The organism is Arthrobacter sp. Leaf69, from assembly GCF_001422645.1.
In the GTDB taxonomy this organism is placed as follows: Bacteria; Actinomycetota; Actinomycetes; order Actinomycetales; family Micrococcaceae; genus Arthrobacter.
Genome location: NZ_LMLR01000010.1, coordinates 244,219 through 269,900, shown reverse-complemented (window position 1 = coordinate 269,900; position 25,682 = coordinate 244,219). Strand labels below are relative to the sequence as shown.

24 protein-coding genes and 3 pseudogenes are annotated in these 25,682 nt (G+C 67.3%); 19 read left to right on the top strand and 8 right to left on the bottom strand.

Features of this window, described 5'->3' with window-relative positions; genetic code table 11:
• Nucleotides 1–30: 30 nt before the first annotated feature.
• The 7 genes and pseudogenes from uidB to ASE96_RS06530 all read left to right on the top strand — a co-directional run bounded on the left by uidB (nt 31) and on the right by ASE96_RS06530 (nt 6,844).
• Nucleotides 31–1,470, top strand: coding sequence for a glucuronide transporter (uidB, locus tag ASE96_RS06545; protein ID WP_056427731.1), 1,440 nt, complete (start codon nt 31–33; stop codon nt 1,468–1,470).
• Nucleotides 1,471–1,506: 36 nt separating this feature from the next.
• Nucleotides 1,507–1,664: pseudogene (locus ASE96_RS19120) on the top strand (hypothetical protein); the annotation flags it as partial.
• Between the two features lie 27 nt (nt 1,665–1,691).
• A complete protein-coding gene (locus ASE96_RS19800) occupies nt 1,692–2,162 on the top strand; it encodes a hypothetical protein (protein WP_442853891.1) in 471 nt (156 codons plus the stop codon).
• Nucleotides 2,163–2,217: 55 nt separating this feature from the next.
• A pseudogene (locus tag ASE96_RS19795) lies at nt 2,218–2,897 on the top strand (enolase C-terminal domain-like protein); the annotation flags it as partial.
• 1 nt (nt 2,898) lies between these two features.
• Nucleotides 2,899–3,111, top strand: a pseudogene (locus ASE96_RS19115) (bifunctional D-altronate/D-mannonate dehydratase); the annotation flags it as partial.
• A 37-nt stretch (nt 3,112–3,148) separates the two neighbouring features.
• A complete protein-coding gene (locus ASE96_RS06535) occupies nt 3,149–5,458 on the top strand; it encodes a gluconokinase, GntK/IdnK-type (protein ID WP_056429221.1) in 2,310 nt (769 codons plus the stop codon).
• 144 nt (nt 5,459–5,602) lie between these two features.
• On the top strand, nt 5,603–6,844 hold the full coding sequence (locus tag ASE96_RS06530) for an FAD-dependent oxidoreductase (protein ID WP_056429220.1): 1,242 nt from the start codon (nt 5,603–5,605) through the stop codon (nt 6,842–6,844).
• Between the two features lie 74 nt (nt 6,845–6,918).
• Here the strand turns inward: ASE96_RS06530 and ASE96_RS06525 are convergent, their stop codons facing one another.
• Genes ASE96_RS06525 through acsA form a run of 5 tightly spaced genes read right to left on the bottom strand, consistent with a single transcriptional unit; the run spans nt 6,919 to nt 12,357 of the window.
• Nucleotides 6,919–7,161, bottom strand: a complete 243-nt coding sequence (locus ASE96_RS06525) for an acyl carrier protein (protein ID WP_056427728.1) — start codon at nt 7,159–7,161, stop codon at nt 6,919–6,921.
• A 43-nt stretch (nt 7,162–7,204) separates the two neighbouring features.
• Nucleotides 7,205–8,566, bottom strand: coding sequence for a dihydrolipoamide acetyltransferase family protein (locus ASE96_RS06520; RefSeq protein WP_056427725.1), 1,362 nt, complete (start codon nt 8,564–8,566; stop codon nt 7,205–7,207).
• A complete protein-coding gene (locus ASE96_RS06515; protein WP_056427721.1) occupies nt 8,559–9,539 on the bottom strand; it encodes an alpha-ketoacid dehydrogenase subunit beta in 981 nt (326 codons plus the stop codon). Before ASE96_RS06515 ends, ASE96_RS06520 begins: the two co-directional genes overlap by 8 nt.
• Complete coding sequence (gene pdhA, locus ASE96_RS06510; protein WP_082492618.1) at nt 9,536–10,537, bottom strand: pyruvate dehydrogenase (acetyl-transferring) E1 component subunit alpha; 1,002 nt, start codon at nt 10,535–10,537, stop codon at nt 9,536–9,538. The genes ASE96_RS06515 and pdhA overlap by 4 nt, the downstream gene beginning before the upstream one ends.
• Nucleotides 10,534–12,357, bottom strand: coding sequence for an acetate--CoA ligase (acsA, locus tag ASE96_RS06505; RefSeq protein WP_056427718.1), 1,824 nt, complete (start codon nt 12,355–12,357; stop codon nt 10,534–10,536). Before acsA ends, pdhA begins: the two co-directional genes overlap by 4 nt.
• A gap of 140 nt (nt 12,358–12,497) precedes the next feature.
• Here acsA and pyrE point away from each other — a divergent pair, with 140 nt between their 5' ends.
• The 4 genes from pyrE to ASE96_RS06485 all read left to right on the top strand — a co-directional run bounded on the left by pyrE (nt 12,498) and on the right by ASE96_RS06485 (nt 15,769).
• Entirely contained in the window at nt 12,498–13,082 is a 585-nt protein-coding gene (gene pyrE, locus ASE96_RS06500) for an orotate phosphoribosyltransferase (RefSeq protein ID WP_056427715.1), read from the top strand.
• Nucleotides 13,083–13,177: 95 nt separating this feature from the next.
• The gene (locus ASE96_RS06495; protein WP_056427712.1) at nt 13,178–13,951 is read left to right on the top strand and encodes a GAF and ANTAR domain-containing protein; all 774 of its coding nucleotides are present in this window, start codon (nt 13,178–13,180) and stop codon (nt 13,949–13,951) included.
• 96 nt (nt 13,952–14,047) lie between these two features.
• A complete protein-coding gene (locus ASE96_RS06490) occupies nt 14,048–14,680 on the top strand; it encodes a hypothetical protein (protein WP_200913005.1) in 633 nt (210 codons plus the stop codon).
• Nucleotides 14,681–14,755: 75 nt separating this feature from the next.
• Nucleotides 14,756–15,769, top strand: coding sequence for a thioesterase domain-containing protein (locus tag ASE96_RS06485; RefSeq protein ID WP_056427706.1), 1,014 nt, complete (start codon nt 14,756–14,758; stop codon nt 15,767–15,769).
• A 9-nt stretch (nt 15,770–15,778) separates the two neighbouring features.
• Here ASE96_RS06485 and ASE96_RS06480 read toward each other — a convergent pair whose 3' ends face one another.
• Nucleotides 15,779–16,633 (bottom strand): HAD-IIA family hydrolase, encoded by an 855-nt coding sequence (locus ASE96_RS06480; protein WP_056427703.1) that lies wholly within the window; start codon nt 16,631–16,633, stop codon nt 15,779–15,781.
• 94 nt (nt 16,634–16,727) lie between these two features.
• On the opposite strand from ASE96_RS06480, the gene ASE96_RS06475 reads away from it, so the two are divergent.
• From ASE96_RS06475 to ASE96_RS06465, 3 genes are all read left to right on the top strand, one after another.
• Entirely contained in the window at nt 16,728–17,384 is a 657-nt protein-coding gene (locus ASE96_RS06475; protein WP_156367538.1) for a TrmH family RNA methyltransferase, read from the top strand.
• 167 nt (nt 17,385–17,551) lie between these two features.
• Nucleotides 17,552–18,571, top strand: coding sequence for a class II fructose-bisphosphate aldolase (gene fbaA, locus ASE96_RS06470; RefSeq protein WP_056427700.1), 1,020 nt, complete (start codon nt 17,552–17,554; stop codon nt 18,569–18,571).
• 2 nt (nt 18,572–18,573) lie between these two features.
• The gene (locus tag ASE96_RS06465) at nt 18,574–19,002 is read left to right on the top strand and encodes a DUF3151 domain-containing protein (protein ID WP_056427697.1); all 429 of its coding nucleotides are present in this window, start codon (nt 18,574–18,576) and stop codon (nt 19,000–19,002) included.
• A 14-nt stretch (nt 19,003–19,016) separates the two neighbouring features.
• Here ASE96_RS06465 and ASE96_RS06460 read toward each other — a convergent pair whose 3' ends face one another.
• Nucleotides 19,017–19,673, bottom strand: a complete 657-nt coding sequence (locus ASE96_RS06460; protein WP_056427694.1) for a uracil-DNA glycosylase — start codon at nt 19,671–19,673, stop codon at nt 19,017–19,019.
• Between the two features lie 548 nt (nt 19,674–20,221).
• Here ASE96_RS06460 and ASE96_RS06455 point away from each other — a divergent pair.
• Nucleotides 20,222–21,511, top strand: a complete 1,290-nt coding sequence (locus tag ASE96_RS06455) for an adenylosuccinate synthase (protein ID WP_056427692.1) — start codon at nt 20,222–20,224, stop codon at nt 21,509–21,511.
• A gap of 84 nt (nt 21,512–21,595) precedes the next feature.
• Here the strand turns inward: ASE96_RS06455 and ASE96_RS06450 are convergent, their stop codons facing one another.
• A complete protein-coding gene (locus ASE96_RS06450; protein WP_056427689.1) occupies nt 21,596–22,249 on the bottom strand; it encodes a GntR family transcriptional regulator in 654 nt (217 codons plus the stop codon).
• A gap of 100 nt (nt 22,250–22,349) precedes the next feature.
• On the opposite strand from ASE96_RS06450, the gene ASE96_RS06445 reads away from it, so the two are divergent.
• The 4 genes from ASE96_RS06445 to ASE96_RS06430 all read left to right on the top strand — a co-directional run bounded on the left by ASE96_RS06445 (nt 22,350) and on the right by ASE96_RS06430 (nt 25,587).
• Nucleotides 22,350–23,360, top strand: a complete 1,011-nt coding sequence (locus tag ASE96_RS06445) for a 1-aminocyclopropane-1-carboxylate deaminase (RefSeq protein ID WP_056427685.1) — start codon at nt 22,350–22,352, stop codon at nt 23,358–23,360.
• A 356-nt stretch (nt 23,361–23,716) separates the two neighbouring features.
• A complete protein-coding gene (locus tag ASE96_RS06440; protein WP_056427682.1) occupies nt 23,717–24,193 on the top strand; it encodes a hypothetical protein in 477 nt (158 codons plus the stop codon).
• 87 nt (nt 24,194–24,280) lie between these two features.
• Nucleotides 24,281–24,829 carry an RNA polymerase sigma factor gene (locus ASE96_RS06435; protein WP_056427679.1) on the top strand — a complete coding sequence of 183 codons (549 nt, stop codon included), beginning with the start codon at nt 24,281–24,283 and terminating at the stop codon, nt 24,827–24,829.
• A complete protein-coding gene (locus ASE96_RS06430) occupies nt 24,826–25,587 on the top strand; it encodes a hypothetical protein (protein WP_056427677.1) in 762 nt (253 codons plus the stop codon). The genes ASE96_RS06435 and ASE96_RS06430 overlap by 4 nt, the downstream gene beginning before the upstream one ends.
• Nucleotides 25,588–25,682 lie beyond the last annotated feature (95 nt).

Here is a 25,682-nt window from a genome sequence, read left to right as displayed (position 1 = left end):
GAAGCCGGCCCCGGGTAAAGGAGCCCACACATGAAAAAGCTCAGCAAGTTAAGCATCGTCGGCTACGGCGCCGGCGACGCGGCCAACAACCTCGCGTTCACCACCGCCACCATGTTCCTGCTGGTGTACTACACGGACGTGGCCGGCATCTCCGCCGCCGCGGCCGGCACCCTGCTGCTCACGGTCAGGATCTTCGACGCCTTCGCCGACGTGTTCGCCGGCCGCGTGGTGGACCGGACGTTCAGCAAACGTTTTGGCAAGTTCCGCCCGTTCATCATGTTCGGGTCCATCCCACTGCTCCTGCTCAGCGTGGCAACGTTCTCCATCCCGGAGCTCGGTGAGTCCGGCACCCTCCTCTACGCCTACGTCACGTACGCCGCCCTCGGCCTGGCCTACAGCCTGGTCAACATCCCCTACGGATCGCTGGCCGGCGCCATGACGCAGGATCCGGGGGAGCGGGCAAAGCTGGGTTCCGCCCGCATGATCGGCGCGCTGCTGGTGGGGTCCGCCCTCGGCATCTTCGTGGCACCGCTCATCAAGCCCGGGGCCGACCTCCAGGCGACCTTCACCAACATCACTCTCGCGTTTGTGGTGATCGGCGCCGCCCTCTACTTCTTCACCGTGCTGACCGCCAAGGAACGGGTCCACCGCGCCGTCCCGAACGTCACGTTCAAACAGAGCATGGACACGCTCAAGGGCAACAAGCCGCTCCTGATGCTCTGCCTGAGCTCCTTCTTCTTCCTCTCGGGCTACCTCGCCCTGACGTCGGTCCAGCTCTTCTACCTGCGCGACGTCCTGGGCAGGCTGGACCTCTACCCGGTCCTGTCCATCACGCAACTAGTCCTCACCTTCGTGCTGGCCGGGTTCATGCCCAGGCTGGTCCGGAACTTCGGCAAGAAGCGCGTCTACATCTACTCGTCGCTGCTGACGGTCATCGGCGGCATCACGATCTTCCTGACCCCCGCCAGCCAGGTCTGGATCGGATTCACGGGCCTCGTCCTGAGCCTGGTCGGTGTCCTGGCCGTCAACATCGTCGTCTGGGCTCTGGAAGCAGACACCGTGGAATACGGCGAATGGAAGACCGGAGTCCGCACGGAGGGCATCACTTACGCCCTCTTCTCCTTCACCCGCAAAACTGGCCAGGCCGTGGGCGGGGCACTGGCCGCGTACGCGCTGGCCCTGGGCGGCTACAAGTCCGGCGCCGCGCAGACCGCGGAAGCCGTGTTCGGAATCCAGTTCGCCGCCGGCGCCATCCCGGCCGTGCTGACCCTCGTGGCCGTGGCCGTGATGACCAAATACAAGCTCACGGACGCCAGGCACGCGGAAATCCTCGCGGATATCCGTGCCCGCCGCGAGAGCGGCGCAAATGCCGCCGGCCACACCGAGGGCAGCGATGACAGCACCGAGGACACCTCAGACGACGCTGCCGGCGGACCTGCCGCCAAACCGCTGACGTCCACCACCAACTGACCCCCACCAGCTACGACTGAAAGAGCCATCCAGACCATGAAAATCATTGCTGCTGAAGTCTTTGTGACCAGCCCTTCGCGGAACTTCGTGACGCTGCGGATCACCACGGAGGATGGTGTGACGGGGATCGGCGACGCGACGCTGAACGGGCGGGAGCCCGCGCCGCCCCCGGCCAGGCTACGCGGCGACGGGTTNTGAAAATCATTGCTGCTGAAGTCTTTGTGACCAGCCCTTCGCGGAACTTCGTGACGCTGCGGATCACCACGGAGGATGGTGTGACGGGGATCGGCGACGCGACGCTGAACGGGCGGGAGCTCGCGGTGGCCGCGTATTTGAAGGAGCATGTTGCGCAGTTGCTGATCGGGAAGGACCCGCACCGGATCGAGGACACGTGGCAGTTCCTGTACCGGTCCTCGTACTGGCGGCGGGGTCCGGTGACGATGGCCGCGATCGCCGCGGTGGACATGGCGTTGTGGGACATCAAGGGCAAGCTGGCCGGGATGCCGGTGTACCAGTTGTTGGGCGGGGCGTCGCGGAACGGGCTGCGTGCGTACGGGCATGCCTCGGGCGCGGATCTGCCGTCGTTGTTTGATTCGGTCCGGGAGCACCTGGAGCTCGGGTACAAGTCGATCCGGATCCAGACCGCGGTGCCCGGGGCATGCCTCGGGCGCGGATCTGCCGTCGTTGTTTGATTCGGTCCGGGAGCACCTGGAGCTCGGGTACAAGTCGATCCGGATCCAGACCGCGGTGCCSGGGATCAAGGCCGTGTACGGGGTCGCGGCGCAGGCGCAGGCCTCGGGGGAGCGGTATGACTACGAGCCGGCCGGSCGGGGCGCGTTCCCGCTGGAGGAGGACTGGGACACCCGGGCGTACCTGCGGCACCTGCCGGGCGTGTTYGAGGCGGTCCGGAACGAGTTCGGCCCGGAACTGCCGCTGCTCCATGACGGGCACCACCGGATGACGCCGATCCAGGCCGCGAAGCTGGGCAAGGCGCTGGAGCCGTATGACCTGTTCTGGCTGGAGGACTGCACCCCGGCGGAGAACCAGGAAGCGCTGCGCCTGGTCCGGCAGCACACCACCACGCCGCTGGCGATCGGTGAAATTTTCAACACGGTGTATGACTACCAGACGATCATCAAGGAACAGYTGATCGACTACGTCCGGGCCGCCTCGACCCACTTCGGCGGGATCAGCCCGYTGAAGAAGGTGATGGAYTTCGCCGCGCAGTACCAGATCAAGTCCGGCTTCCACGGGCCSACGGACATYTCCCCGGTCGGGTTCGCCGCGCAGCTGCACGTGGGCCTGGCGATCCATAACTACGGGATCCAGGAATACATGCAGCACTCGGACAAGACCAACGAGGTCTTCGAGCAGTCCATGACGTTCGTGGACGGGTACCTGCACCCGGGCGACAAGCCCGGCATCGGNCATAACTACGGGATCCAGGAATACATGCAGCACTCGGACAAGACCAACGAGGTCTTCGAGCAGTCCATGACGTTCGTGGACGGGTACCTGCACCCGGGCGACAAGCCCGGCATCGGYGTCGAGTTCAACGAAGAGGCCGCCGCCGCGTTCCCGTACCAGCAGGCCTACCTGCCCTACAACCGCCTCGTCGACGGAACCGTCCATGACTGGTAACCGGGCAGCACTGATGACCGCCACCGAACCGACAGGCATGACCGGACCCCGCATCGTTGTAATGGGCGTCTCCGGCTGCGGCAAGACGACCATCGGCGACCTCGTCGCCCGCGGACTCGGCGCACCCTTCCTCGACGGCGACTCCCTCCACCCGGTGGAGAACGTCGCCAAGATGGCAGCCGGGATCCCGCTGACGGACGAGGACCGCTGGCCCTGGCTCGCCACCGTGGGCAGCGAGCTCGCCAACGCCGGCGACGGCGGTCTGGTGCTCGCCTGCTCGGCCCTCAAACGCTGTTACCGGGACGCCATCCGCGCCCTGGCGCCCGGCACCGTGTTCCTCCACCTGCACGGCAGCAAAGAGGTCCTGGGGTCGCGGCTCGAAGGCCGCTCCGGCCACTTCATGCCGGCCGCGCTGCTCGATTCCCAGCTCGCAACGCTGGAACCGCTCGAGTCCGACGAAACCGGGATCGTGGTGGACATCGCCGCCCCGGTCAGCCAGGTGGTGACGGAAGCGCTGGCCGGCATTGCCGCCGTCGCCGGTTCCGCCGCGGGAACGGGGACCCGCGCCGGTGACCCATCCGGTACCGCGGGCACCCGGCCGCGCGAGTTCGACGTCGACCTCCGGGCCGCGCCGTTCAACCTCGACGACGACGCCGTGGCCTGGGTGGATGCCACGATCGCCGGGATGAGCCTCGAGGAGAAAATCGGGCAGCTGTTCATCAATCACAACAATGATTACTCCCCGGAGTACCTCGACGGTGTCCTGGAGAACTACCACGTCGGCGGCATGCGCTACCGGCCGGGGCCCTCTGCCGCGGTGCAAGAGCACATCCGCTACGCGCAGTCCAAGGCCCGCATCCCGCTCCTGGTGGCATCCAACCCGGAAATGGGTGGAGCCGGAAGCTGCGACGACGGAACGTTTGTTTCGACGCATCTGCAGGCCGGTTCGCATCCGGACAAGTCCATCGCCCGGCGGATGGGGCAGGTCGCCGGAGTGGAAACCGCGGCGCTGGGCTGCAACTGGGCGTTCGCGCCGATCGTGGACATCCACTACAACTGGCGGAACACGGTCATCTCCACGCGGGCTTTCGGCAACACCTCGGAGATTGTGGTGGAGCGCGCCAAGGAATACTTCGACGGCATCAGCGAGTCACCCACAGCCTGCGCCATGAAGCACTTCCCCGGCGACGGCATGGACGAACGTGACCAGCACGGGGTCACGTCCTACAACACCCTCGGCTACGAGGAGTGGAACCGGACGTACGGGCACGTGTACCGGGAGATGATCGGCCATGGTGTGCAGTCCATCATGATCGGGCACATCGGGGCGCCGCAGCTGTCCCGGCACTTCCGCCCCGGTCTGGCGGACAAGGACATCATGCCCGCCACCCTCGCGCCGGAACTGCTCCAGGACCTGCTCCGCGGCGAGCTCGGCTTCAACGGGCTGATCCTCACGGACGCCTCGCAGATGATCGGCCTGACCCAGGCCATGAAGCGCAAGGATCTGGTGCCCGCCACCATCGCCGCCGGCTGCGACATGTTCCTGTTCTTCCGCAACCCGGCAGAGGATTTTCAGTACATGCTGGACGGCTACAAGTCCGGCGTCATTTCCGACCAACGGCTGCACGACGCCCTGCGCCGGATCCTGGCCCTCAAGGCAAGCCTGGGGCTGCACCGCAAGTCGGCCGCGGAACTGGTTCCGCCGGCGGATGCCCTTGGGGTTATCGGCAGCGACGCCCACCGTGCCGTGGCGGCGGAGATCGCGGACAAGACCGTCGCGCTGGTCAAGGACACCGCCAACAACCTGCCCATCACCCCGGAAACGCACAAACGCATCCGGCTGTACGGCATCTCCGGAGGCGCGGACTTCACCCGCGCTGATCCGCTGGCTTACCTGGACACCGTCAAAGCCGAACTGGAAAGCGCCGGGTTCGAGGTGCACCTGTTCAAGACGGCGGACCAGCGGGAGGCGGCAGGGGAGACCGGCGTGAACTTCATGTCGGTCATCTCCGAGGAAGCCACCGGCGACTACGCGGACAAGTACGACGCCGCGTTCGTGTTCGCCAATGTCAAGGGCTTCGCCCAGGAGGCTGCCATCCGGATCAAGTGGTCCACACCCATGGCCGCGGAAATCCCCTGGTACGTCACGGAGGTCCCCACCGTGTTCGTCTCACTCAATCAGCCCAACCACCTGATCGACGTGCCCATGGTTAAGACCGCCATCCACGCGCACGCCGGAACGCCCGAGGCCATCCGGGCAACCATCGGGAAGATCCAGGGCAAGTCGGAATTCCAGGGCACGTTCAACGAGAACGTCTTCTGCGATTCCTTCGACACCCGGCTCTAACGCGGCGGGCTTTTCGGACCTGCGCTACGCATTCGGACCGGCGCTGCGCGGATCTCCGTAGCGCCGGTCCGAAACCGCCGCGCAGGGCGGAATTCGCCGCGAAAACCCCTCCCGCCGGGGCCCGCGCGGGCGTAGCGTATGGCCATGGAGACGACCGGATGCGTGGTGGTCGGCGGCGGCCCGGCCGGGATGATGCTGGGGCTGCTGCTGGCCCGTGCAGGCGTGGATGTGACGGTACTGGAGAAGCACGCCGATTTCTTCCGTGATTTCCGCGGCGACACCGTCCACGCCTCGACCGTCAGGCTGATCGATGAACTGGGCCTCGGCGAGGAGTTCCGCCGGCTTCCGCAAAGCCGGCTCACCAATGTCGCCTTCCCGGTCCCGGGCGGGCGGCCGGTGGTGATGGGCAACTTCGAGTCGCTGCCGCCGCCGTACAACTACGTGGCGCTGATGCCGCAGTGGGACTTCCTGAACTTCCTTGCCGACGCCGCCGCCGCCGAGCCGTCCTTCACCCTGCGGATGAGTTCCACCGCCACCGCGCTGGTCCGGAACGGCGGCCGGGTGACCGGGGTCCGCTACCGCGCCGCGGACGGAACGGAAAGCGAGCTCAGGGCCGACCTTGTGGTCGCCACGGACGGGCGGCATTCCACCCTGCGCCGCGCGGCCGGGCTCGCGCCGAAGGAGTACCGGGTGCCGTTCGACACCTGGTGGTTCCGGCTGCCGCGCTATGCCTCCGAGCAGGGTGCCGTGGCCGGAATCGTTCCCGCGTTCGGCCGGGGCGAGGCCCTGCTGGGACTCAACCGCACCGACTACTACCAGATGGGTTACCTCGCGCCGAAAGGCACCGACGCCCGGATCCGCGCCGAAGGGATTGACCGCTTCCGGCAGCGGATCGCGGCCCTTCGCCCCGACCTGGCCGACCGTGTGGACGCCATCTCTTCCCTGGCGGACCTGCATTGGCTCGACGTGCGGCTGGACCGGCTGCGCGAATGGCACATCAACGGGCTGCTCTGCATTGGCGACGCTGCGCACGCCATGTCGCCCGCCGGCGGTGTCGGGATCAACCTGGCCATCCAGGACGCCGTGGCCGCCGCGGAGGGCCTGGTCCCGGCGCTGCTCCGCGGCAGGGTCTCCCGCGCGGATCTCGCGAGGGTTGAACGACGGCGGCGGACGCCCACCGTCGTCGTGCAGACCGTCCAGCGGGTCATGCACCGGGTCCTGTTCGAGCCAATCATGACCGGAAAACGGGCCGGGGCGCCGGCCGTCCTGCTGTTCCTGGCCCGGCACATCCCGGCCGCCGGACGGGTGGTGCCGCGGTTCGTTGCCTTCGGACCCCGGCCCGAACACGCGCCCGCCTTCGCCCGCCGCACTCCGCAGCGTTCGTAGCCGTTCGTCACACAGGCAAGGAGCCGATCAGGGGGCAGTTTGGTTGTCCACCTGCCGGGGTGTAGCGGCCGGGCTCAGCCGTGGGCCGCGAGATAGCCGATCAACCCCTTGACGGTGGCCACTTCCGGGTAGTCGCGCTCCGGGATGTCGACGCCGGTGGCCGTGTCGATCGTTTCGACCAGCCGGAGGAAGTCCAACGAGTCGAGCTCCAGGTCCTGCCGCAGCCGGGCGTCCTCGTCCACCTCGGCCAGCTCGACGTCCGGTGCCACCTTGCCGATCGCGGCACGCACCGCGTCCCGGGCGTCCTGTTCGTTCATGGTTCCTCCCGTTGCGCACTCTGCTTCACAATTCCCATCTGGTTCACAGTTCCTCCGGCTTCTGCAGCAGCTCGTCGATCCGGGTCAGGTAGCGGCCGCCGCGGAGCCCGTCGCTAACGCGGTGGTCGGCGGAGAGGGTGGCGGTAACAGCCGGCCGGACACCCAGCAGCCCGTTCTGTGCCCAGGGTTGTTCCATGACCCGGCCCAAGCCGAGCATCGCGACCTGCGGGGGATAGATCACCCCGAACACACTCTCCACGCCCAGGTCCCCGAGGTTGGTCACGGTGATGGTGGGATCCGCCATTTCGGCGCGCTGCAGCCGGCCGGTCCGGGCGCGGCCGACAAGGTCCCGCAGCTGCTCCATGAGCACGTCCACGGCCAGGGTGTCCGCGTCGTGGATGGCGGGGGCCACAATGCCGCCCTGCCGCAAGGCTACGGCGACGCCGAGGTGCACGGACGCGCTGGGCCGGAACCCGCCGTCGTCGTAGAAGCCGTTGACCTCCGGCACGTCTTTGGCCGCGAGCGCCGCAGCCTTGAGCAGCAGCGCCGAGGGAACCAGCCGGGACGCCACCGGCCGGTGCGCGTTGACGGACTGCATCCATTCGACGGCGGCGCGCAGGTCCAGGGTCGTGCTCAGGTAGTAGTGGGGGATGGTCTTCTTTGACCGTGACATGAGGGCGCCGACGGCACGGCGCAGGCTGGCGACGCGCTCGCGGGCGTCCGGGCTTTTCCCCGGGTGCGGCGCCTCGGGGGCGTGTTCCCGCGGGGGAGCGGGCTCGGCGGGAGCCGCGGCTTCCGCCCGGCTGCCCGCTGCGTGCTGCACGTCGGCCACTGTCACGGCGCCCTCCGGTCCGGTGCCGCTGACCCCGGACAGCTCGACGCCGAGTTCCGCGGCGAGCCGACGGGCCCGCGGGGAGGACCGCACCCGTCCGGCGGACGGCCTCGCCGCCACAGCGTGCTCCACGTCGGCCCGCGTGACGGCGCCGCCTTTGCCGGTGCCGTGGATCCTGGCCGTATCAACCCCGAGCCGGTGGGCCAGATGCCGCACCGGAGGGGCGATGGGTGGAGGCTCCCCGCGAGATGCCTGCACTACGGCGGCACGGACCGGGGGCGCTGCCGCACTAGATGGCGTGGGGGCAACCGGTGGGGCCGGCGCGCCGACTTCGGCCGGGGTCGGGGTGATCCGGGCCAGCGGGGTCCCGATCGGTACCGTTGCCCCGGGGTCCACGAGCAGTTCGGCGACCACTCCCTCCTGGAAGGACTCCACGTCCATGACGGTCTTGTCCGTGTCCACCACCGCCACGAGATCGCCGCGGCGGACGTAGTCGCCGGGCTTGACCAGCCATTCGACGATTTTGCCGTGCTCCATGTCGGCCCCGAGCGATGGCATCAGGAAATCAGCCACCGGCGCTGACCGCCTGCCTGGCCGCCGCGAGGATCCGGTCCACGGACGGCAGGGCCGCCAGTTCCAGATGCTTCGAGTAGGGGATCGGCACTTCGGCGCTGCAGACCCGGCCCACCGGGGCATCCAGGTCATAGAACGCGTTCTCGGTGATCCGGGCGCTGATTTCGGCGGAGATGCTCCCGCTGCGCCACCCTTCGTCCACCACCACGGCTCGGTGGGTCCTGCGGACGGAGGCGAGGATTGAGGCCTCGTCCAGGGGACGGAGCGTGCGCAGGTCCAGCACCTCGGCGTCGATGCCCTCTGCCGCGAGTTGCTCTGCGGCGTCCAGCACGGCCGGAAGCGTCCCGCCGTAGGTGATCAGCGTGATGTCGGCGCCGGGCCGCCGGACAGCGGCCGTGTCGATGTCCACGGGGCCGGCATCGTCGTCGAGCTCCCCGGTCACGTTGTAGAGCGAGCCGTGTTCGAAGATCAGCACCGGATCCGGGTCCTGCAGCGCGGGCCACACCATCCCGCGGGCGTCGGCCAGGGTGGCGGGGGTCAGGATACGCAGCCCGGGGATGTGCGCAAACCAGCCCTCCAGGCTGTGCGAGTGCTGGGCGCCGAGCTGACGCCCGGCGCCCGTGGTCATCCGGATCACGATGGGCACATTGAACTGCCCGCCGGACATGTGCAGCAGGCTCGCCGCGTTGTTCACGATCTGGTCCAGGGCAAGCAGGCTGAAGTTGACGGTCATGATCTCCACGATGGGACGCATCCCGCCCAGGGCCGCGCCGATGCCGGCGCCCACGAAACCGGACTCGGAGAGCGGAGTGTCGCGGATGCGTTCCGGGCCGAACTCCTCCAGCAGGCCCAGGCTCACGGCGAAGGACCCGCCATAAGCCCCGACGTCCTCGCCCATCAGGAAGACCCGCTCGTCCCGGATCATGGCGTCGCGAATCCCGGCCCGGAGCGCCTCGCGGTAGCTGGATTTCATGGCGCGCTCCGCTCGCTGTAGACGAAGCGGGTCAAATCCTCCACGGGTTCCAGGGTCCCGGCTTCGGCGAATTCGACGGCGGCAGTGACCTCCGCGTTGGCCTCGGCCTGCAGCTGGTCCCACTCCTGGGCCGAGAGCTGGCCGGCGGCCTCCATCGTGGCGCGCAGCAGGTTGATGGGATCGCGTTCGAGCCACTGGGCCACCTCGGCTTTGTCGCGGTACCGTTCCGGGTCGAACATCGAGTGCGCCCGGAACCGGTACGTGCGCAGCTCCAGGAAGTGCGGTCCACCGCCGGCGCGCACAGCCTCGACGGCGCGGCGCGCGGCGTCCTCGACGGCGAGAACGTCCATGCCGTCCACGGCCCACGCCGCGATTTCATAGCCGGAGGCCTTGAGCGCCATGTCCGTCTGGGATTCCGAACGGCCCAGCGCCGTTCCCATCGCGTACAGGTTGTTTTCGCAGCAGAACAGCACGGGCAGCCGCCAGAGCGCGGCGAGGTTAAGGCTCTCGTGGAATTCGCCTTCCGCGACGGCGCCTTCGCCGAAGAAGCACACGGTGGCGCGGGAGCGGCCGCTCATCTTGTCCGCGAGCGCCATGCCGACGGCGAGCGGCAGCCCGCCGGCGACGATCGCGTTGCCTCCATAGAAGCGCGTGGCGGCGTCGAAGAGATGCATGGAGCCGCCGCGGCCCCGGCAGCAGCCCTCGACGTGGCCGTACATCTCGGCGAGGATCGCCCCGGCGGAAACCCCGCGAAGCAGGGCATGGCCGTGTTCCCGGTAGGTCGCCAGGATGGCGTCCTCCGGCTCCAGTGATTCCAGGACGCCTGCCGCGACAGCTTCCTCGCCGATGTAAACGTGCAGGAAGCCGCGGATCTTGGCGGCACTGTACAGCTCGACGCATTTCTCCTCAAGCCGCCGGACACGCAGCATCTGCAGCAGCAGATGCCGGCCGTGGGCCGGGTCCAGCGCGCGGGCCGGCGGCTCGAGCGGCCCGGTCATGTCCGTGCCTCCGGCCGTGCCGGGGTCTCGATCGTAGAGGTGTCACCCTCCGGAAGGCCCAGCTCGCGGGCCTTGAGCAGCCGCCGCAGGATCTTCCCGCTGCGCGTCCGGGGGAGGGACGCGGTGAACTCCAGCAGCCTGGGCGCCACCGCCGCGCCGAGCCGCTTCCGGGCGAAGCCGATGATCTCCAGCTGCAGTTCCTCGGACGGCTGCCAGCCGGGCCGCAACTCCACGAAGGCCTTGACCACCTCGCCGGCCACGGGGTCGGGGACGCCGATCACCCCGGCCTCGGCCACGGCGTCGTGCTCCATGAGGCAGCTTTCCACCTCGAACGGGCCGATCAGGTGCCCTGAGGACTTGATCACGTCGTCGCCGCGTCCGACGAACCAGTAGTACCCGTCGGCGTCGCACCTGGCGAGGTCGCCGGTGAGGTACCAGCCGCCCGCGAAGCAGCGGCGGTAGCGCTCCTCCTCGTGCAGGTAGCCGCGGAACATCGAGGGCCAGCCGGGCCGCAGGGCCAATTCGCCGACGGCGTCCGGCGCCGTCACGAGGACGGCCTCGCCGTCGCGGACAATCGGCCGGTCCTGGGCGTCCCGGGCCACGAGGCCCGCCACGACGCCGGGCAGCGGCCGCCCCATCGACCCGGGCCGGATCTCCGTGGCGGCGTAGTTGGAGATCATGATGCCGCCGGTTTCGGTCTGCCACCAGTTGTCGTGGACGGGCTGGCCGAATGCCTCCTGGCCCCAGACGACCACCTCGGGGTTGAGCGGTTCGCCGACGCTGGCGACGAAGCGCAGCGCGGACAGGTCATGGCCCCGCGCCCGGTCCGCCCCGGCTTTCATCAGCATCCGCAGCGCCGTGGGAGCGGTGTACCAGACGGTGACATGCTGTTCGGCGAGGATCCGGTACCAGCGGTCCGGGTCCATCTCCTCCTCGTCCACGATGGTGGTCACCCCGTGGGTCAGCGGCGCGATCACGCCATACGAGGTTCCCGTGACCCAGCCGGGGTCGGCCGTGCACCAGTAGATGTCCTCCGGGTGCAGGTCCAGGGCGGTGGTGCCGGTCGCGTGGTGGGCGGTGACGGCGTCGTGCACGTGAATGGCGCCTTTCGGGGTCCCGGTGGTGCCGGACGTGAAGTGCAGCAGGGCCATGTCCTCGGCCTGCGTCGCGGCAATCCCGCCGTCGGCCGGGGCTGCGCGCATCAGCGCGGCGAGATCCAGCGTGCCCGGCTCCGGGCTGCCGTCGGCATCGGTCAGCAGGACGTGCCGGAGTTCCGGCAGCGAGTCGCGGAGCTGGGCGATTTTCCTGCGGTAAAGCGCCCGGGTGGTGACCAGGGCCCGGCCGGATCCCAACTGCAGCCGCTGGCGGACGGGTTCGGGGCCGAACGCGGAAAACAGGGGGCAGAAAACACTGGCGTTCTTGAGGGTGCCCAGCACCGCAACGTAGAGCGCCGGTCCGCGCCCGGTCAACGAAAAGACACGCTCTCCCCGCCCGATGCCGAGGCTCCGGAGCACCCCGGCAAAGCGGTTGGTCTGCTCGGCGAGTTCGGCGAAGGTGAGCGAGTGGCTGCTGCCGTCGGCCCGGACGAACCGCAAGGCCTCGTGCCGTGCGTGCCCGCCGGTGGCATGCCGGTCCACCGCTTCATAGGCGATGTTGACGCCGCGGCCCCCGGGCAGCCCGGACAGTCCGTGGCGGGCCTCATCCCAGGAAAAAGCGGCACAGGCCGCGTCGTAGTCCACCATGTTCGGCCGGACCCGGAAGCTGCCGGGGTCTTTGGGGATGGCGGGCCAGCGGGTGGAAGAATCCGTTCCTGCCGTCATGGTTCCATCGGACTCCTGCCCGGCGGGGGTGCCTAGAGGAGAAAGGCCCGGCGCGTTCATCCCCGGATCCGCCCGCGGCGCCCCGACATCTAACAGACCGGCTGGGAGTCCTGAACCACCCAGCCACTAAACTGGGTCCCATGACTGCCAACAGTGCCCCTGCAGCTGACACCGCTGCCGCCCGTGCCCGCCTGCTTGAACTGATCAAGGAGCTGGCCGTTGTCCGCGGCAAGGTCATCCTCTCCAGCGGCGCCGAAGCCGATTACTACATCGACCTGCGCCGGATCACGCTGCACCATGAGGCGTCCAAGCTGGTCGGCCAGGTCATGCTTTCGCTGCTGGACGACGCCGGGATCGACTTTGAGTGCGCCGGCGGACTGACCATGGGCGCCGACCCAGTCGGCACCGCCGTGATGCACTCCGCCGTCGACGCCGGACGCACCGTGGACGCCTTCGTCGTCCGCAAAGCCCAGAAATCCTACGGCATGGGCCGGCAGGTGGAGGGCCCCTCCGTTGACGGCCGCAAGGTGTTGGTGCTGGAAGATACGTCCACCACCGGCGGCTCCGCGCTGACCGCCGTCGAAGGAGTCCGCAAGGCCGGCGGCAACGTTGTTGCCGTCGCCGTGATCGTGGACCGCGACACCGGGGCCAAGGAAAAGATCGAGGCCGAGGCCGGCGTTCCCTACCTCTTCGCCTTCGGGAAGGACGAACTCGGCCTCGGCTAGGCGGTTCTTCCCTCAGCGGACGCGTGTAGACGGTGGATTGGGTGTGTTTTATCATTCTGTAATATCCCTTTGAACACCCCCGGAGACCACGCGCCATGCTCCTTCCCGAAGAAGTCCTCGGAAGTGAACCCCTCAGTACGGTCGATCAGATCCAGAACCTCATCCTGGACAGCGCCGACTTCGAGGACTTCCTCAACGAACTCGCCCGTTTCTCCGCGCACCAGGTCGCGGGCACCGGGGACGACGCCCTGTGCGGAATCACACTGCTGCGCGACCGCAAGGCCGCGACCATCGGCTGGAGCAGCGATTCCGCCCGCGAGGTGGACGAAATCCAGTACCGGCTCTCGCAGGGCCCGTGCCTGACGGCGGCGCAGGAGGAGCGTGAGGTCTACGTTCCGGACCTGTTTGACGAGGACCGCTGGGGACCGGACTACGCCAGCGCTGTCGCCTCGCACGGACTGCGGTCGGTGCTCTCCGTGCCGTTCCACCTGCAGGGCGAGGCCCAGGCGGCCCTCAACCTCTATTCGGATGTGCCGCACAAGTTCGACGGCGATGTTGCCGCCCGGGCCCGCGGCTACACCCGCGAAATTTCCCAGGCCCTGCGGCTGGCCGTCCGGTTCTCCCTGCACACAGACAGCGCCACGAATCTCCGGGCCACACTCGAATCCCGCACTGTGATCGACATGGCCATCGGGATTGTCATGGCCCAGAACCGCTGCAGCCAGGAGACTGCAGTCAGGATCCTCACGGACGCCTCGAGCAACGGCAACGTCAAGCTCCGCGACATCGCCACCTCACTGGTCCAGTCGGTGGGCGGCACGGCGTCCCGCACCCACTTCGAGGAACCCGGCCGGCAAGAGGCCGGCTGAACCGGTAGCCCAATATGACTTGTGCGCACCGCGGCTGGCCTATACGCTGAATGAGGTTGAGCCGTCGGCCATAGATTCCTTCTTTTTGGAGTACCTATGGACACCTCTCTTAATGCCCAGCCCACCCTAGACATCGCGTCAGATATCGTCCGGATCGACGTCCGGGGGAGCCTTACGCAACAGTCCCGCCCCGTTCTCATGCAGCTGATCCAGCGCGTCCGGCGGATGGGCATCACTTCGCACATCCGGGTGAACCTTGGCCTCGCTGTTCTTGTGGAGTCAGCGGCCCTCGCAGGTCTCCGGAACGACCTCAACGCGATCGATGGCGCGGCAGCCCTGGTCGAAACAGCCGGTGCGCTGCCCGCCTCCGCCGGCGTCTCGCTTGAACTGACTCCTTTCCGGGACGCCCCCAGCGGAGCCGTGCGCCCGCTTGACCTCTCCGCTGACTTCTCCGCGTCCATCGACGCCACAGGAACCCGGCCGTTGAATGTCTACTCCGACGATGAACTGCTGGCCGCGAGCGACTCGGTGTTCGGGATGATGGACAACCCCGCGGATATGGCCCGGACGCAGCTCCTCGCGACCTACACCGAAATCGGCCTCGAAATCAGCCGCCGCGAAGGTGGCCTGGAGACCGTCCGCCGCGAGGTGGGCCCCTATCCCGTCATGCGCGAACTCGACCGGGAGATCAGCGGCGCCGTGGCCGGCCGGGAGCCGGAACCGGTCTAGGGGCAACCAGCCGCGGCCCGTTTCGGATCCGGCGTCCCCTGTGGCTACGGTAGAGATGTGCCGGATGTTGAGGATATGGACGGGACCGGCGACGCCGACGCCCGGGTGCTTCGGCACGCCGCCGAACTCAAAAGATTTTCCCGGCGAAGTTTCCTGATCGGCACGGGGTCCGCCTCCGTGTTGGCCGCCGATATGTTGTTTACCAGGCGTGTGCAGGCCGAGCGCCGGGTCCATAGGATCCTCACCGTGCCGGACGAGACCGCAGAGAAGTACTTCCCCCATGCCAGCTGGTTCCTCTTCCCCGGCTACAAGACGAGCTGGGAGGAAGCGCTGTGGATTCTGAATGCGCTGCGCGGGGCGCTGAACAAGCGCGGCCAGCTGGCCGCCGTCGGATACTCCAACACGGGCCTCGACATCGACCAGATCGTGATAGCGGTGGTGGAGCACGCCCGGGCCCACCAGCTGGATACGCTCTACTTCTACGGCCACAGCTTCGGCGGTATGGTGGCCACCCAGGTCGCCGCCCGGCTCCGGGAGCTTCACGGCATTGAGGTGGCGTTCATCCTGCTGGATTCCAGCCCGTACAGCAAGTACGACGTGCTGGACCAGAGCTGGTTTGAGGGCGTCGTGTTTCTCTACGAGAGCGGCTTCCGGTTCCCCACGGTGGTGCGCGGCGGCTACGAACTCGGCGAGCGGATGCTGCACAAGAACGAGCGCAGCTGGGGGCAAGTGGTGGACCAGACCCTGGAGCAACTTTCACCGGTTGCGCCCTCCAGCGTCCTGATCCAGTCCGAGTCCGCCTACATCTACCACTTTGATGCCACCCGTTTCGTGGGAAAGCTCGGAGGGACGCGGATGGCCTTTATCGGCAACCCCCGCGACCGGACCGTTGACTACGAGACGGCCCGCGACTCCTGGTCCCTGACGTTCAAGGACAACATGGCCTCGGACTCGCACCGGACCGACGGCGCACGGCCGGCGCACGCCAGCCCGGGCTGGAACCCGTTCGTCTACCGGCCGGTCATCGAAGGGCTGCAGGACGAGCTCTTCCCGCTTCCCTCAGGCGGGGGCAAGAAGATTGCCTTCTAAGGCGGTGCCCTAGATCTGGTTCTTCAGGTCCGCGACGGAGTTCAGGACCTGGTTGGGCCGGAACGGGTAGGCGGCGATGTCGTCCTTGTGGGTGATGCCGCTGAGCACCAGCACCGTGTGCAGCCCCGCCTCCATGCCGGCGATGATGTCGGTGTCCATCCGGTCACCGATCATGGCGGTGGTTTCCGAATGAGCGTCGATCTGGTTCATGGCCGAGCGGAACATCATCGGGTTCGGCTTGCCCACAATGTAGGGCTCCCGGCCGGTCGCCTTCGTGATCAGCGCGGCGATCGCACCGGTGGCGGGCATCGGTCCGTCCTTCGAGGGGCCGGTGGCGTCCGGGTTGGTGGCGATGAACCTCGCGCCGCCCAGGATCAGCCGGATGGCCATGGTGATGGCTTCGAAGGAGTAGGTGCGGGTTTCGCCGAGCACCACGAAGTCCGGGTCCTGGTCGGTGAGGATAAAACCGGCCTCGTGCAGCGCCGTCGTGAGTCCGGCTTCGCCGATCGTATAGGCGCGGTTGCCGGACTCCGAGCCACGCACCTGGTCCTTGAGGAACTGGGCTGTGGCCAGGGCCGAGGTCCAGATGTTCTCCTCGGGGATTTCCAGGCCCGAACTCTTCAACCGTGCGGCGAGGTCCCGGGGAGTGAAGATGGAATTGTTGGTCAGGACGAGGAAGCGCTTGGAGGTGTCCACCCAGCGCTGGATGAGTTCGGAGGCGCCGGGGATGGGCTGGTTTTCGTGGACCAGGACCCCGTCCATATCGGTCAGCCAGCACTCGATCTCCTGGCCGCTGCGGTATACCGACTTTGATGAACGCACGTGATCCGACTCGTCCGTGTGGTTTGACTGCTGCTCCGTCATGCTGTCCTCCGCCGATAATGTGCCGATGCCAGTCCCAGTCTAATGTTGAGTCGTGACTGAACCCGAGATACCCAGCGAAACCCGTTCCGGCAGCTTGACCGCAGGAGAGGGCGACCCGGCGCCGGAGGCGGAGCCCAAGGCGGAGGTCGGCGTCGGCCCCTGGGAAGGCGAACTGCCGGAGGGTGCACACTGGGATCCGGACCTCCTGGCGGACGGGGATCGCCGCAATGTGGTGGACAAGTACCGCTACTGGAAGCACGAGGCGATCGTCGCGGACCTGGACTCCAAGCGGCACAATTTCCACATCGCGATCGAAAACTGGCAGCACGACATGAACATCGGCACTGTCGTGCGCAGCGCCAACGCGTTCCTGGCCAAGGAAGTGCACATCATCGGACGACGCCGGTGGAACCGCCGCGGGGCCATGGTCACTGACCGGTACCAGCACGTCCGCCACCACCCCACCGTGGCGGATTTCGTGGCCTGGGCCCAGGGGGAGGGGCTGGCGATCATCGGAATCGACATCTTCCCGGATTCCGTCCCGCTGGAGACCTATGAACTGCCCAAGGACTGTGTGCTGGTGTTCGGGCAGGAGGGCCCCGGCCTGTCGCCCGAGGTCCACGCAGCAGCGGTGGACACGTTGTCGATCGAGCAGTTCGGATCCACCCGCTCGATCAACGCCGCCTCGGCCGCGGCCATCGCCATGCACGCCTGGATCCGCCGGCACGTGTTCAACCAGCTCCCGGGGTAGCACACCGCACGGGTTGGCGGGGCGCCGGACCCGGACGGGCGAGTATTACAGGCCCGAGTGACCGGAAACACTGCCCCGGCGCAGGAATGGCTAGGATGGTTCCTAGCCGACGAGGTTCACTCCAGGGTCAACCCAGCCCGCAGACGAAATTCACTTTAGGAGTCAGCATGCCCATTGCAACCCCAGAGATCTACTCCGAGATGATCGACCGCGCTAAGACGGGCGGCTTCGCGTTCCCCGCCGTTAACGTCACCTCCTCCCAGACCCTCAACGCAGCCCTCCGCGGCTTCGCCGAGGCCGAGTCCGACGGCATCGTCCAGGTCTCCACCGGCGGCGCCGCCTACTGGTCCGGCGCGTCCACCAAGGACATGGTGGCCGGCTCGCTCGGTTTCGCCGCGTTTGCCCGCGAAGTCGCGAAGAACTACGGCGTCAACATCGCCCTGCACACCGACCACTGCCCCAAGGACAAGCTCGAGGGCTTCGTCCTGCCGCTGCTGGCAGCCTCCGAAGCCGAGGTCAAGGCCGGCCGCAACCCGCTCTTCAGCTCGCACATGTGGGACGGCTCCGCCGAGACCCTGCAGGAAAACCTGCGGATCGCCCGTGAACTCCTGGAGCGCACCGCCGCCGCGAAGATGATCCTCGAGGTCGAGATCGGCACGGTCGGCGGCGAGGAAGACGGCGTCGAGAACGCCATCAACGACAAGCTTTACACCACCGTCGAGGACGCCCTGGCCACGATCGACGCGCTCGGCTCCGGCGAAAACGGCCGCTACATCACGGCGCTGACCTTCGGCAACGTGCACGGCGTCTACAAGCCCGGCGGCGTCAAGCTCCGCCCGGAAATCCTCAAGGACATCCAGGAGCAGGTGGGCGCCAAGATCGGCAAGGCCAACCCGTTCGACCTGGTCTTCCACGGCGGCTCCGGCTCCTCCGAGAAGGAGATCGCCGACGCCGTGTCCTACGGCGTCATCAAGATGAACATCGACACCGACACCCAGTATGCCTACACGCGCCCCGTAGCGGACCACATGTTCCGCAACTACGACGGCGTGCTGAAGGTCGACGGCGAAGTGGGCAACAAGAAGCTCTACGATCCCCGCGTCTGGGGCGCTTCCGCCGAGGCCGGCCTCGCGGCCCGCGTCGTTGAGGCTGCCCAGCAGCTCGGCTCCACCGGCAAGACGTTCTAGGCATGTCGGACGAGTTCCGCAAGAACCTGCTGGGTCCGGAGCCCACGCTCCTGCCTGCCGAGACCGAGGTCTACGCAGCATTGGATGCCGGCCAGGAAGCTCTGGACCTGGTGGAAAGCCACCCGACCTCCTCGCTGCTCTGGGCCGTGCTGGCCGAGGAAGCCTGGACCGAGGGCCGGACCATCGACTCCTACGCCTACTCCCGGGTCGGCTACCACCGCGGCCTGGATTCGCTGCGCCGCAACGGCTGGCGCGGCGTCGGGCCCATCCCGTGGGAGCACGAACCCAACCGCGGCTTCCTGCGCGCCCTGTATTCGCTGGGCCGCGCCTCCGCGGCGATCGGCGAGGCCGAGGAGCCGGAGCGGATCGAGAAGTTCCTCAAGGACTCCGATCCCGCCGCCAAGGCAGCCATCGAAGCCGAGAAGCGCTAACCCGCTTTGCTTTCTTAAAGTACGACGGCGGGCGTCCACCGAAAGGTGGGCGCCCGACCCGTGCGGGCCATAGCGTCCGCGTAGACGGCACCCATTTCCTCGAGGTACTGCTCCTGGCGGGCCGGGGTGCCGGCAAAAGCACGGCCGCTGAGCGAGCGGACCTTGTACGTCTTGAGGCCGCGGCGCCAGATCATGGGCACCTCGGTCTTCAGGAGCAGGTTCGCGAGGCGGTTGGCCTCGGTGCCGTGCGCCACAATCACCGAGGCGCGGGGCACCAGTGCGAGGAACTTCAGCAGCGGCTTCAGGCCGGCGGAAATCTGGTCCGGCGTGAACTTTCCGTTGGGCTCGCCCGGGACGTACCAAGGGTGGACGTTCCAGGGCATTACGTACTCGGGGCGCAGGCCCAGCTTCCATTGGACACCGAGCAGGCGGGTGGCGGCTTCGTCGTCGCCGGCAGTGATGAAACCTGATTCGTCCTCGGTTCCGATGTTGGAGAAGAGGCTGATGATCCGGCACTCGTCGACGTCGTGCATCGGGTCCACGTAGGGGACATTCGTGCCAGCTTTGGTTGCCTGCAGCGTGTCGCACAGCTCGTTGACGGCTGCGACGCTAGGTTCGTAGCGGCGGCTCAGTAGCTGTTCGCGGGAATTTTCAGTGGCCAAGGCTGTCATATGTTGCTGATTCTCCTGCGGGATTGGTAAAGCTGCCAGACCGTACACGGGCACGCCGAACACCGGGCACGCCAAGTACGGTGTGGTTTGAAAATGTGGTGTGGACCGATTCCTGGTCGGTCCTTATTAGTCTATCAAGCCCTGCGAAATGTCGCGGCTGCCGGAGGCCCAGGTACAGGGACCGGGCGGTTCCGGGCGATGCCTCGGCTGGCGTCCTTCCCGGGAATCCGGCCTGGAAGCGGCGGTGTGCGGGTGCGCGAGGCTGCCGGGACCACGGCCTGTGTAGACAATCACAGTTTTCTGCCGGGAAGTCTGCCTGGGAGTCTGCGGCAAAGTCGGCCGGGGAGTCCGCCGGAAGTCCATTGGATGGTCAAATGAGCCGCCGCCACCGCTATCGGCTAAACTTGGGTGGTAAGAGCCCCGGACTCTGGCGTTGATGGAAAGAGCACAGCGGTAGATTCGGGGCATTCTCATGAACGGCGCTGAGCTCCGGTGACCACCCCGGTGAACCACTCGGATTTCGGCCCGAACGAATGGGGGAGGATCCCATGCCAGCAATCGTGATCGTCGGAGCCCAATGGGGCGACGAAGGCAAAGGTAAGGCCACTGACCTGCTTGGTGGCCGAGTCGACTACGTCGTCAAGCCCAACGGCGGCAACAACGCCGGGCACACCGTCGTCGTAGGCGGTGAGAAGTATGAGCTCAAGCTCCTTCCGGCCGGCATCCTGAGCCCCAACGCGGTTCCGATCATCGGCAACGGCTGCGTGGTGAACCTTGAGGCCCTGTTCCAGGAGATCGACGGCCTGGAAGCCCGGGGTGCCGACACCTCCAAGCTGCGCGTCTCCGCCAACGCCCACCTCGTCGCGCCCTACCACCAGGTCCTGGACAAGGTCACCGAACGGTTCCTGGGCTCTCGCGCCATCGGCACCACCGGCCGCGGCATCGGCCCCGCCTACATGGACAAGGTGGCACGACTCGGGATCCGCGTGCAGGACGTCTTCGATGCCTCCATCCTGCGCCAGAAGGTCGAAGGATCTCTGCGGCAGAAGAACGAGCTCCTGGTCAAGGTCTACAACCGCCGCGACATCGAGGTGGACGAGATCGTGGAGTACTTCCTGTCCTTCGCCGAACGCCTCCGCCCGCTGGTCATCGACAGCACCTATGTGCTGAACACCGCCCTGGACGAGGGCAAGGTGGTCCTCATGGAAGGCGGCCAGGCCACGTTCCTGGACGTCGATCACGGCACCTACCCGTTCGTGACCTCTTCGAACCCCACCGCCGGCGGCGCCTCCGTGGGCTCGGGCATCGGCCCCACCCGCATCTCGCGCTCCATTGGCATCATCAAGGCGTACACCACCCGCGTCGGCGCAGGGCCCTTCCCCACGGAACTGTTCGACGAGATGGGCATGTACCTGCAGAAAACCGGCGGTGAGTTCGGCGTTAACACCGGCCGGCCGCGCCGCTGCGGCTGGTACGACGCCGTCCTGGCCCGCCACGCCTCCCGCGTCAACGGCTTCACGGACTACTTCGTCACCAAACTGGACGTCCTCACCGGCATCGAGCAGATCCCGGTCTGCGTGGCCTACGACGTCGACGGCGTCCGGCACGACGAAATGCCCATGACCCAGACCGAGTTCCACCACGCCAAGCCGATCTTCGAGTACTTCGAAGGCTGGACCGAGGACATCACCGGCGCCCGCACCTTGGACGACCTGCCGGAGAACGCCAAGAACTACGTGCTGGCCCTGGAGAAGCTCTCCGGGACACGCTTCTCGGCGATCGGCGTCGGCCCGGACCGCGACCAGACCATCGTGATCAACGACCTGATCAACGACTGATACTGACGCTTTGACTGACGCACGACGGCGGCGGGTCACCTCACAAAGGTGGCCCGCCGCCGTCGTGGTTTAAGCGCCTTCTGCCTACTCCGCCGACGCGAAGCGCAGCGAAAGCCAGTTCTCCCGGCACTCCCTCGCGGCAGCCTCAGCGTCGCCAAGGCGGGCGAGCCGGATGATCTCAGCGTGCTGGGCCACCGAACCCCGGGCCGCGAAGGAGCCGAAGCGCATCCGCTCAACCCGGCGCAGCACGGGGGTGGTCTGTTCCAGCAGTTCCCGGAGCACAGGGTTGCCGCTGACCGTGACAAAAACTCCGTGAAAGTCGTCATCGGCCGTAAGTGCCGACTCGACGTCCACGTCCTGCAGGGCCTGTTCGAAGCGGGCATTGGCCTCGGCCATGGCGGAGATGTGCTCCTCCGTCAGGAGCGGGACGGCCAGCCGCGCGGCCAGCTCGTGCAGCCCGGCCACCACCTGCTGGCAGCTGCGGGTCGAGGCCAGGTCGCAGGGGGCGACGATGGTTGCCTTGCCCGGCAGCGCGATGACCAGCCCGGCGCGTTCCAGCCGCAGCATGGCCTCCCGGATGGGGGTCCGGCTGACGCCCAGCCATGCTTCCAGCTCCGTGTCCCTCAGCTTTTCGCCGGGCTCGAACGTGCCGTCAACGATCGCGTTGCGGAGCGAATCGAAGACGTTGTCCCGGAGCAGCGGCCGTCTGTGGACTCCGGAAAGCGGGGGAACGGGCATGCAACATATCGTATATCCCCTTGCCCTCCCGGAACCGGTATCGGACAATGCAATATATTGCATTTTGGCAGTCCCTGGTTAACCGAGCAAAGGACAGATGATGGCCATCACCGATTTCGAGCGCTACCCGCTGATGTTTGGACCCAGCCCCATCCACCCGCTGCCACGGCTCAGCGCGCACCTAGGCGGAGCGCAGATCTGGGCCAAGCGGGAGGACGTCAACAGCGGTCTCGCGTTTGGCGGCAACAAGACCCGCAAGCTCGAGTATTTCGTCCCGGATGCCCTGGCGCAGGGCGCGGACACCCTCGTCTCCATTGGCGGCTACCAGTCAAACCACACCCGCCAGGTGGCGGCGGTGGCCGCGAAACTCGGACTCAAGGCCCGTCTGGTACAAGAGAACTGGGTTGACTGGCCCGATCCGCTCTCTGACCGCGTGGGCAACATTCTGCTCTCCCGCATCATGGGGGCCGACGTCCGACTGGACAGCGCGGGCTTTGACATCGGCATCCGCAGCAGCTGGGAAAACGCCATTGAAGAGGTCAAGGCCGCAGGCGGCACGCCGTACGCGATCCCGGCCGGCGGGTCCGACCACCGGCTGGGCGGGCTGGGCTTCGCCAACTGGGCGTACGAGGTGGAGCAACAGGAGCGGGAGCTCGGCATCTTCTTCGACACCATCATCGTCTGCACCGTCACGGGATCCACCCACGCCGGGATGATCGCGGGTTTTGCCGGCCAGGATAAACCCCGCCGCGTCATCGGCATCGATGCCTCGGCGACCCTGCAGAAAACCCGCGCCCAGGTGGAGCGCATTGCCCGGAACACCGCCGAGCTGATCGGCCTGGGGCGGGAGCTCCGCGAGGACGAAATCAACGTCATGGAGGGCTGGGCCGGTGACCTCTACGGAATCCCCGTCGATTCCACCCTGGAGGCCATCCGCCTCGGCGCCTCGCTCGAAGCCATGATCACGGACCCCGTCTACGAGGGGAAGTCCCTCGCCGGGCTGATCGACCTCGTCAAGAGCCGGGAGATTCCGGCCAGCAGCAATGTCCTGTACGCCCACCTGGGCGGCCAGATCGCCCTCAACGCGTACAGCGGACTCTTCCGTTCCTGACGGCTGTTGCGCTTTGCGTCGTTCTGAGGCCTGAGAACGACGCCAAGTGATACGCATCGGGTGTGGCGGCGGCACCTCGGCGGGGGCGGACGCCGTCGTCGTCAGGCTGCCCGCAAAGAGCTTGAAAAAAACTTTCGAGCGGGGCGTAACCTTTTGCGTGCCTCCAGCGATTACTCCTTTGTAAGCGCCGCCGGAGCTTGGACCCCCCACCAGGTGTCCGGCTGGCCTTCCACTGTAAGTGCGGCCGGCGTCCGCCCCCATCTGGCGCCGGCTAGCCTTCCACCGAACGCGCGGGCTGTTGACTGCCCCCATCAGGCTTCAGCCGCCTTCAAACAACCAAAGGATGTACGTTTCTCATGAAGAGTGTTAGCAAGACCACCAAGATTGCTGTCGGCGCCGCGATTCTCGCTATCGGAGGATTCTCCGGCGTTGGCTTGGCCAACGCAGCCCAGGTTTCGAACACCCAGCAGGCTGAAGTGACCCCCGCTACGCCCGCCGTCCCGGCATCCCCCGAGGTCCCGGAGACTCCTGAACTTCCCGCCGCGCCGGCCGTCCCCGCTGTCCCCGCTGTTCCGGCTTCCCCGTCCGTTGACGGCTCCGCCAAGGGTGACGCCAGCGTCGAGGATGCCGAAGGCTCCGCAGAGGGCACCGTGTCCGCTGACAAGGACGGCGCCTCCGTCGAGGGTGCAGCCAACGCGCAGGGAGCTGCCCAGGCCAAGGCTCACGCCGGTGTAACCGTTGCTGTGCCGGCCGTACCGGGCGCCAAGGGTGTGCCGGCTGTTCCGGCCGTCCCGACCCTGCCGTCGGACGAGCTGCCTGAGCTCAACAAGTAGGCACTAACGCCTCTTTGGAGGCACCGGGGGTGCGGCCGCTAGACTTGCCGGGGCCGCACCCCCAGCAGTAACCGGAAGGACAGCCTCTTGGCAGAACAGCTAAGCGATGACGAATTGTCAGCAGCCTTAGCTGGCGAGCCATCAGGATTTAGCGCTGTCTACACGGTCATTTCACCCGCGGTGCTCGGCTACTTCCGGGCCCGCGGCGTGGACGATGCCGAGGCGCTGACCCAGGACGTCTTCGTCGATGTCCTGCCGAAACTGGCCAAGGTCACCGGCGGTCACAGCGGCCTGCGGACCTTCATTTTCTCCATCGCACACGCCAGGCTGGTAGACCACCACCGGCGGGCAGAACGCACGCCCCACCTGGCGGAATACGATCCCCGGGACGACACCCGCTACGCCGCTTCCGCCGAGGAAGAGGCCCTGGGGTCCTTGGGTGGCATTACGGATTTCCTCGCCCAACTCAACGACGAGCAACGGGAAGTCCTGGTCCTGCGGATCGTCGCGGACCTCTCCATCGAACAGGTGGCCGGCATCATGGACAAGACTCCGGGGGCCATCAAGCAGCTTCAACGACGCGGGCTCAGCGCCCTGCGCGAACTCGTCACGGAAAAGGACCACGCAGCATCATGACCGGAACACGCGAACCCCAGCAGGATGGCAGCATCCAGGCGATGCTCCGCGATTCCGGACTCGAATCATCCACCGAGCTCCGCGGCTCTCTGGAGGAGCTCCGCGCCCTGGTGCCGGACCGGGCCCCCGCGCCCCGCGCCGACCTCGCCGCGCTGCTGACCGCCGGCGCCCCCGCTGCCGCGACAGTCCCGACGGCCGCGACAACGGCGTTGCCCCTTGTCGCGACCGCGCCCGATCACACTGAGGAAGCCCTGCCGGCCGGGGTCTCGAGCCTCGCCGAGCGCCGCGGACGGAAGCGCAGGCTGGCAATCGTCGGGGGCGCAGTTGTGGGCGCCATGACCCTCGGCGCGGGCGCAGTCGCGGCCTCCAGTGAGGACTTCCGCGACAGTGTCAACCACACTGTGGGCGTCATCTTCCAGCCATCCGGCGAGACGCCCGACGTGGCGCCGAAGCCTGCCAAGCCGTCACCGACGGACATTCCGGCAACTCCCGCGCCCTCGAATGCGGCGGGCGCCACCGCGCAGCCGACGGCAGGTAACGTTCCGGAAAGTCCCGGATCCGCGACTCCCGGTCCCCGGACGCCCGCTGCCACTCCGCCCGCTATTGGCCGCGGCGGAATCCTTCCGACACCGCCCCACCGTCCGGTCACGCCCGGGGTGCCAGGTCTTCCCGGCCGGGGCGGGGACCGGGTCCTTCCCGCGAATCCGCTGCCGGAGCCGACCCTTCCGGTCGAGCTGCCCACGCTCCCAGCTCGCTAGCCCGTCCGGTTCGCCGGTAACGTGCGAATTCGCGGGTTACGGCGACCCCGCACGTAACCCGCGAATTCGGGAGCCGGTCAACCCGGACACGCCCG

Bases quoted from the DNA above. Each gene is read 5' to 3' on its own strand.
- uidB (WP_056427731.1), top strand. From the start codon at position 31: ATGAAAAAGCTCAGCAAGTTAAGCATCGTCGGCTACGGCGCCGGCGAC.
- ASE96_RS06535 (WP_056429221.1), top strand. From the start codon at position 3,149: ATGACCGGACCCCGCATCGTTGTAATGGGCGTCTCCGGCTGCGGCAAG.
- ASE96_RS06530 (WP_056429220.1), top strand. From the start codon at position 5,603: ATGGAGACGACCGGATGCGTGGTGGTCGGCGGCGGCCCGGCCGGGATG.
- ASE96_RS06525 (WP_056427728.1), bottom strand. From the start codon at position 7,161: ATGAACGAACAGGACGCCCGGGACGCGGTGCGTGCCGCGATCGGCAAG.
- ASE96_RS06515 (WP_056427721.1), bottom strand. From the start codon at position 9,539: ATGAAATCCAGCTACCGCGAGGCGCTCCGGGCCGGGATTCGCGACGCC.
- pdhA (WP_082492618.1), bottom strand. From the start codon at position 10,537: ATGACCGGGCCGCTCGAGCCGCCGGCCCGCGCGCTGGACCCGGCCCAC.
- acsA (WP_056427718.1), bottom strand. From the start codon at position 12,357: ATGACGGCAGGAACGGATTCTTCCACCCGCTGGCCCGCCATCCCCAAA.
- pyrE (WP_056427715.1), top strand. From the start codon at position 12,498: ATGACTGCCAACAGTGCCCCTGCAGCTGACACCGCTGCCGCCCGTGCC.
- ASE96_RS06495 (WP_056427712.1), top strand. From the start codon at position 13,178: ATGCTCCTTCCCGAAGAAGTCCTCGGAAGTGAACCCCTCAGTACGGTC.
- ASE96_RS06490 (WP_200913005.1), top strand. From the start codon at position 14,048: ATGGACACCTCTCTTAATGCCCAGCCCACCCTAGACATCGCGTCAGAT.
- ASE96_RS06485 (WP_056427706.1), top strand. From the start codon at position 14,756: ATGGACGGGACCGGCGACGCCGACGCCCGGGTGCTTCGGCACGCCGCC.
- ASE96_RS06480 (WP_056427703.1), bottom strand. From the start codon at position 16,633: ATGACGGAGCAGCAGTCAAACCACACGGACGAGTCGGATCACGTGCGT.
- fbaA (WP_056427700.1), top strand. From the start codon at position 17,552: ATGCCCATTGCAACCCCAGAGATCTACTCCGAGATGATCGACCGCGCT.
- ASE96_RS06465 (WP_056427697.1), top strand. From the start codon at position 18,574: ATGTCGGACGAGTTCCGCAAGAACCTGCTGGGTCCGGAGCCCACGCTC.
- ASE96_RS06460 (WP_056427694.1), bottom strand. From the start codon at position 19,673: ATGACAGCCTTGGCCACTGAAAATTCCCGCGAACAGCTACTGAGCCGC.
- ASE96_RS06455 (WP_056427692.1), top strand. From the start codon at position 20,222: ATGCCAGCAATCGTGATCGTCGGAGCCCAATGGGGCGACGAAGGCAAA.
- ASE96_RS06450 (WP_056427689.1), bottom strand. From the start codon at position 22,249: ATGCCCGTTCCCCCGCTTTCCGGAGTCCACAGACGGCCGCTGCTCCGG.
- ASE96_RS06445 (WP_056427685.1), top strand. From the start codon at position 22,350: ATGGCCATCACCGATTTCGAGCGCTACCCGCTGATGTTTGGACCCAGC.
- ASE96_RS06440 (WP_056427682.1), top strand. From the start codon at position 23,717: ATGAAGAGTGTTAGCAAGACCACCAAGATTGCTGTCGGCGCCGCGATT.
- ASE96_RS06430 (WP_056427677.1), top strand. From the start codon at position 24,826: ATGACCGGAACACGCGAACCCCAGCAGGATGGCAGCATCCAGGCGATG.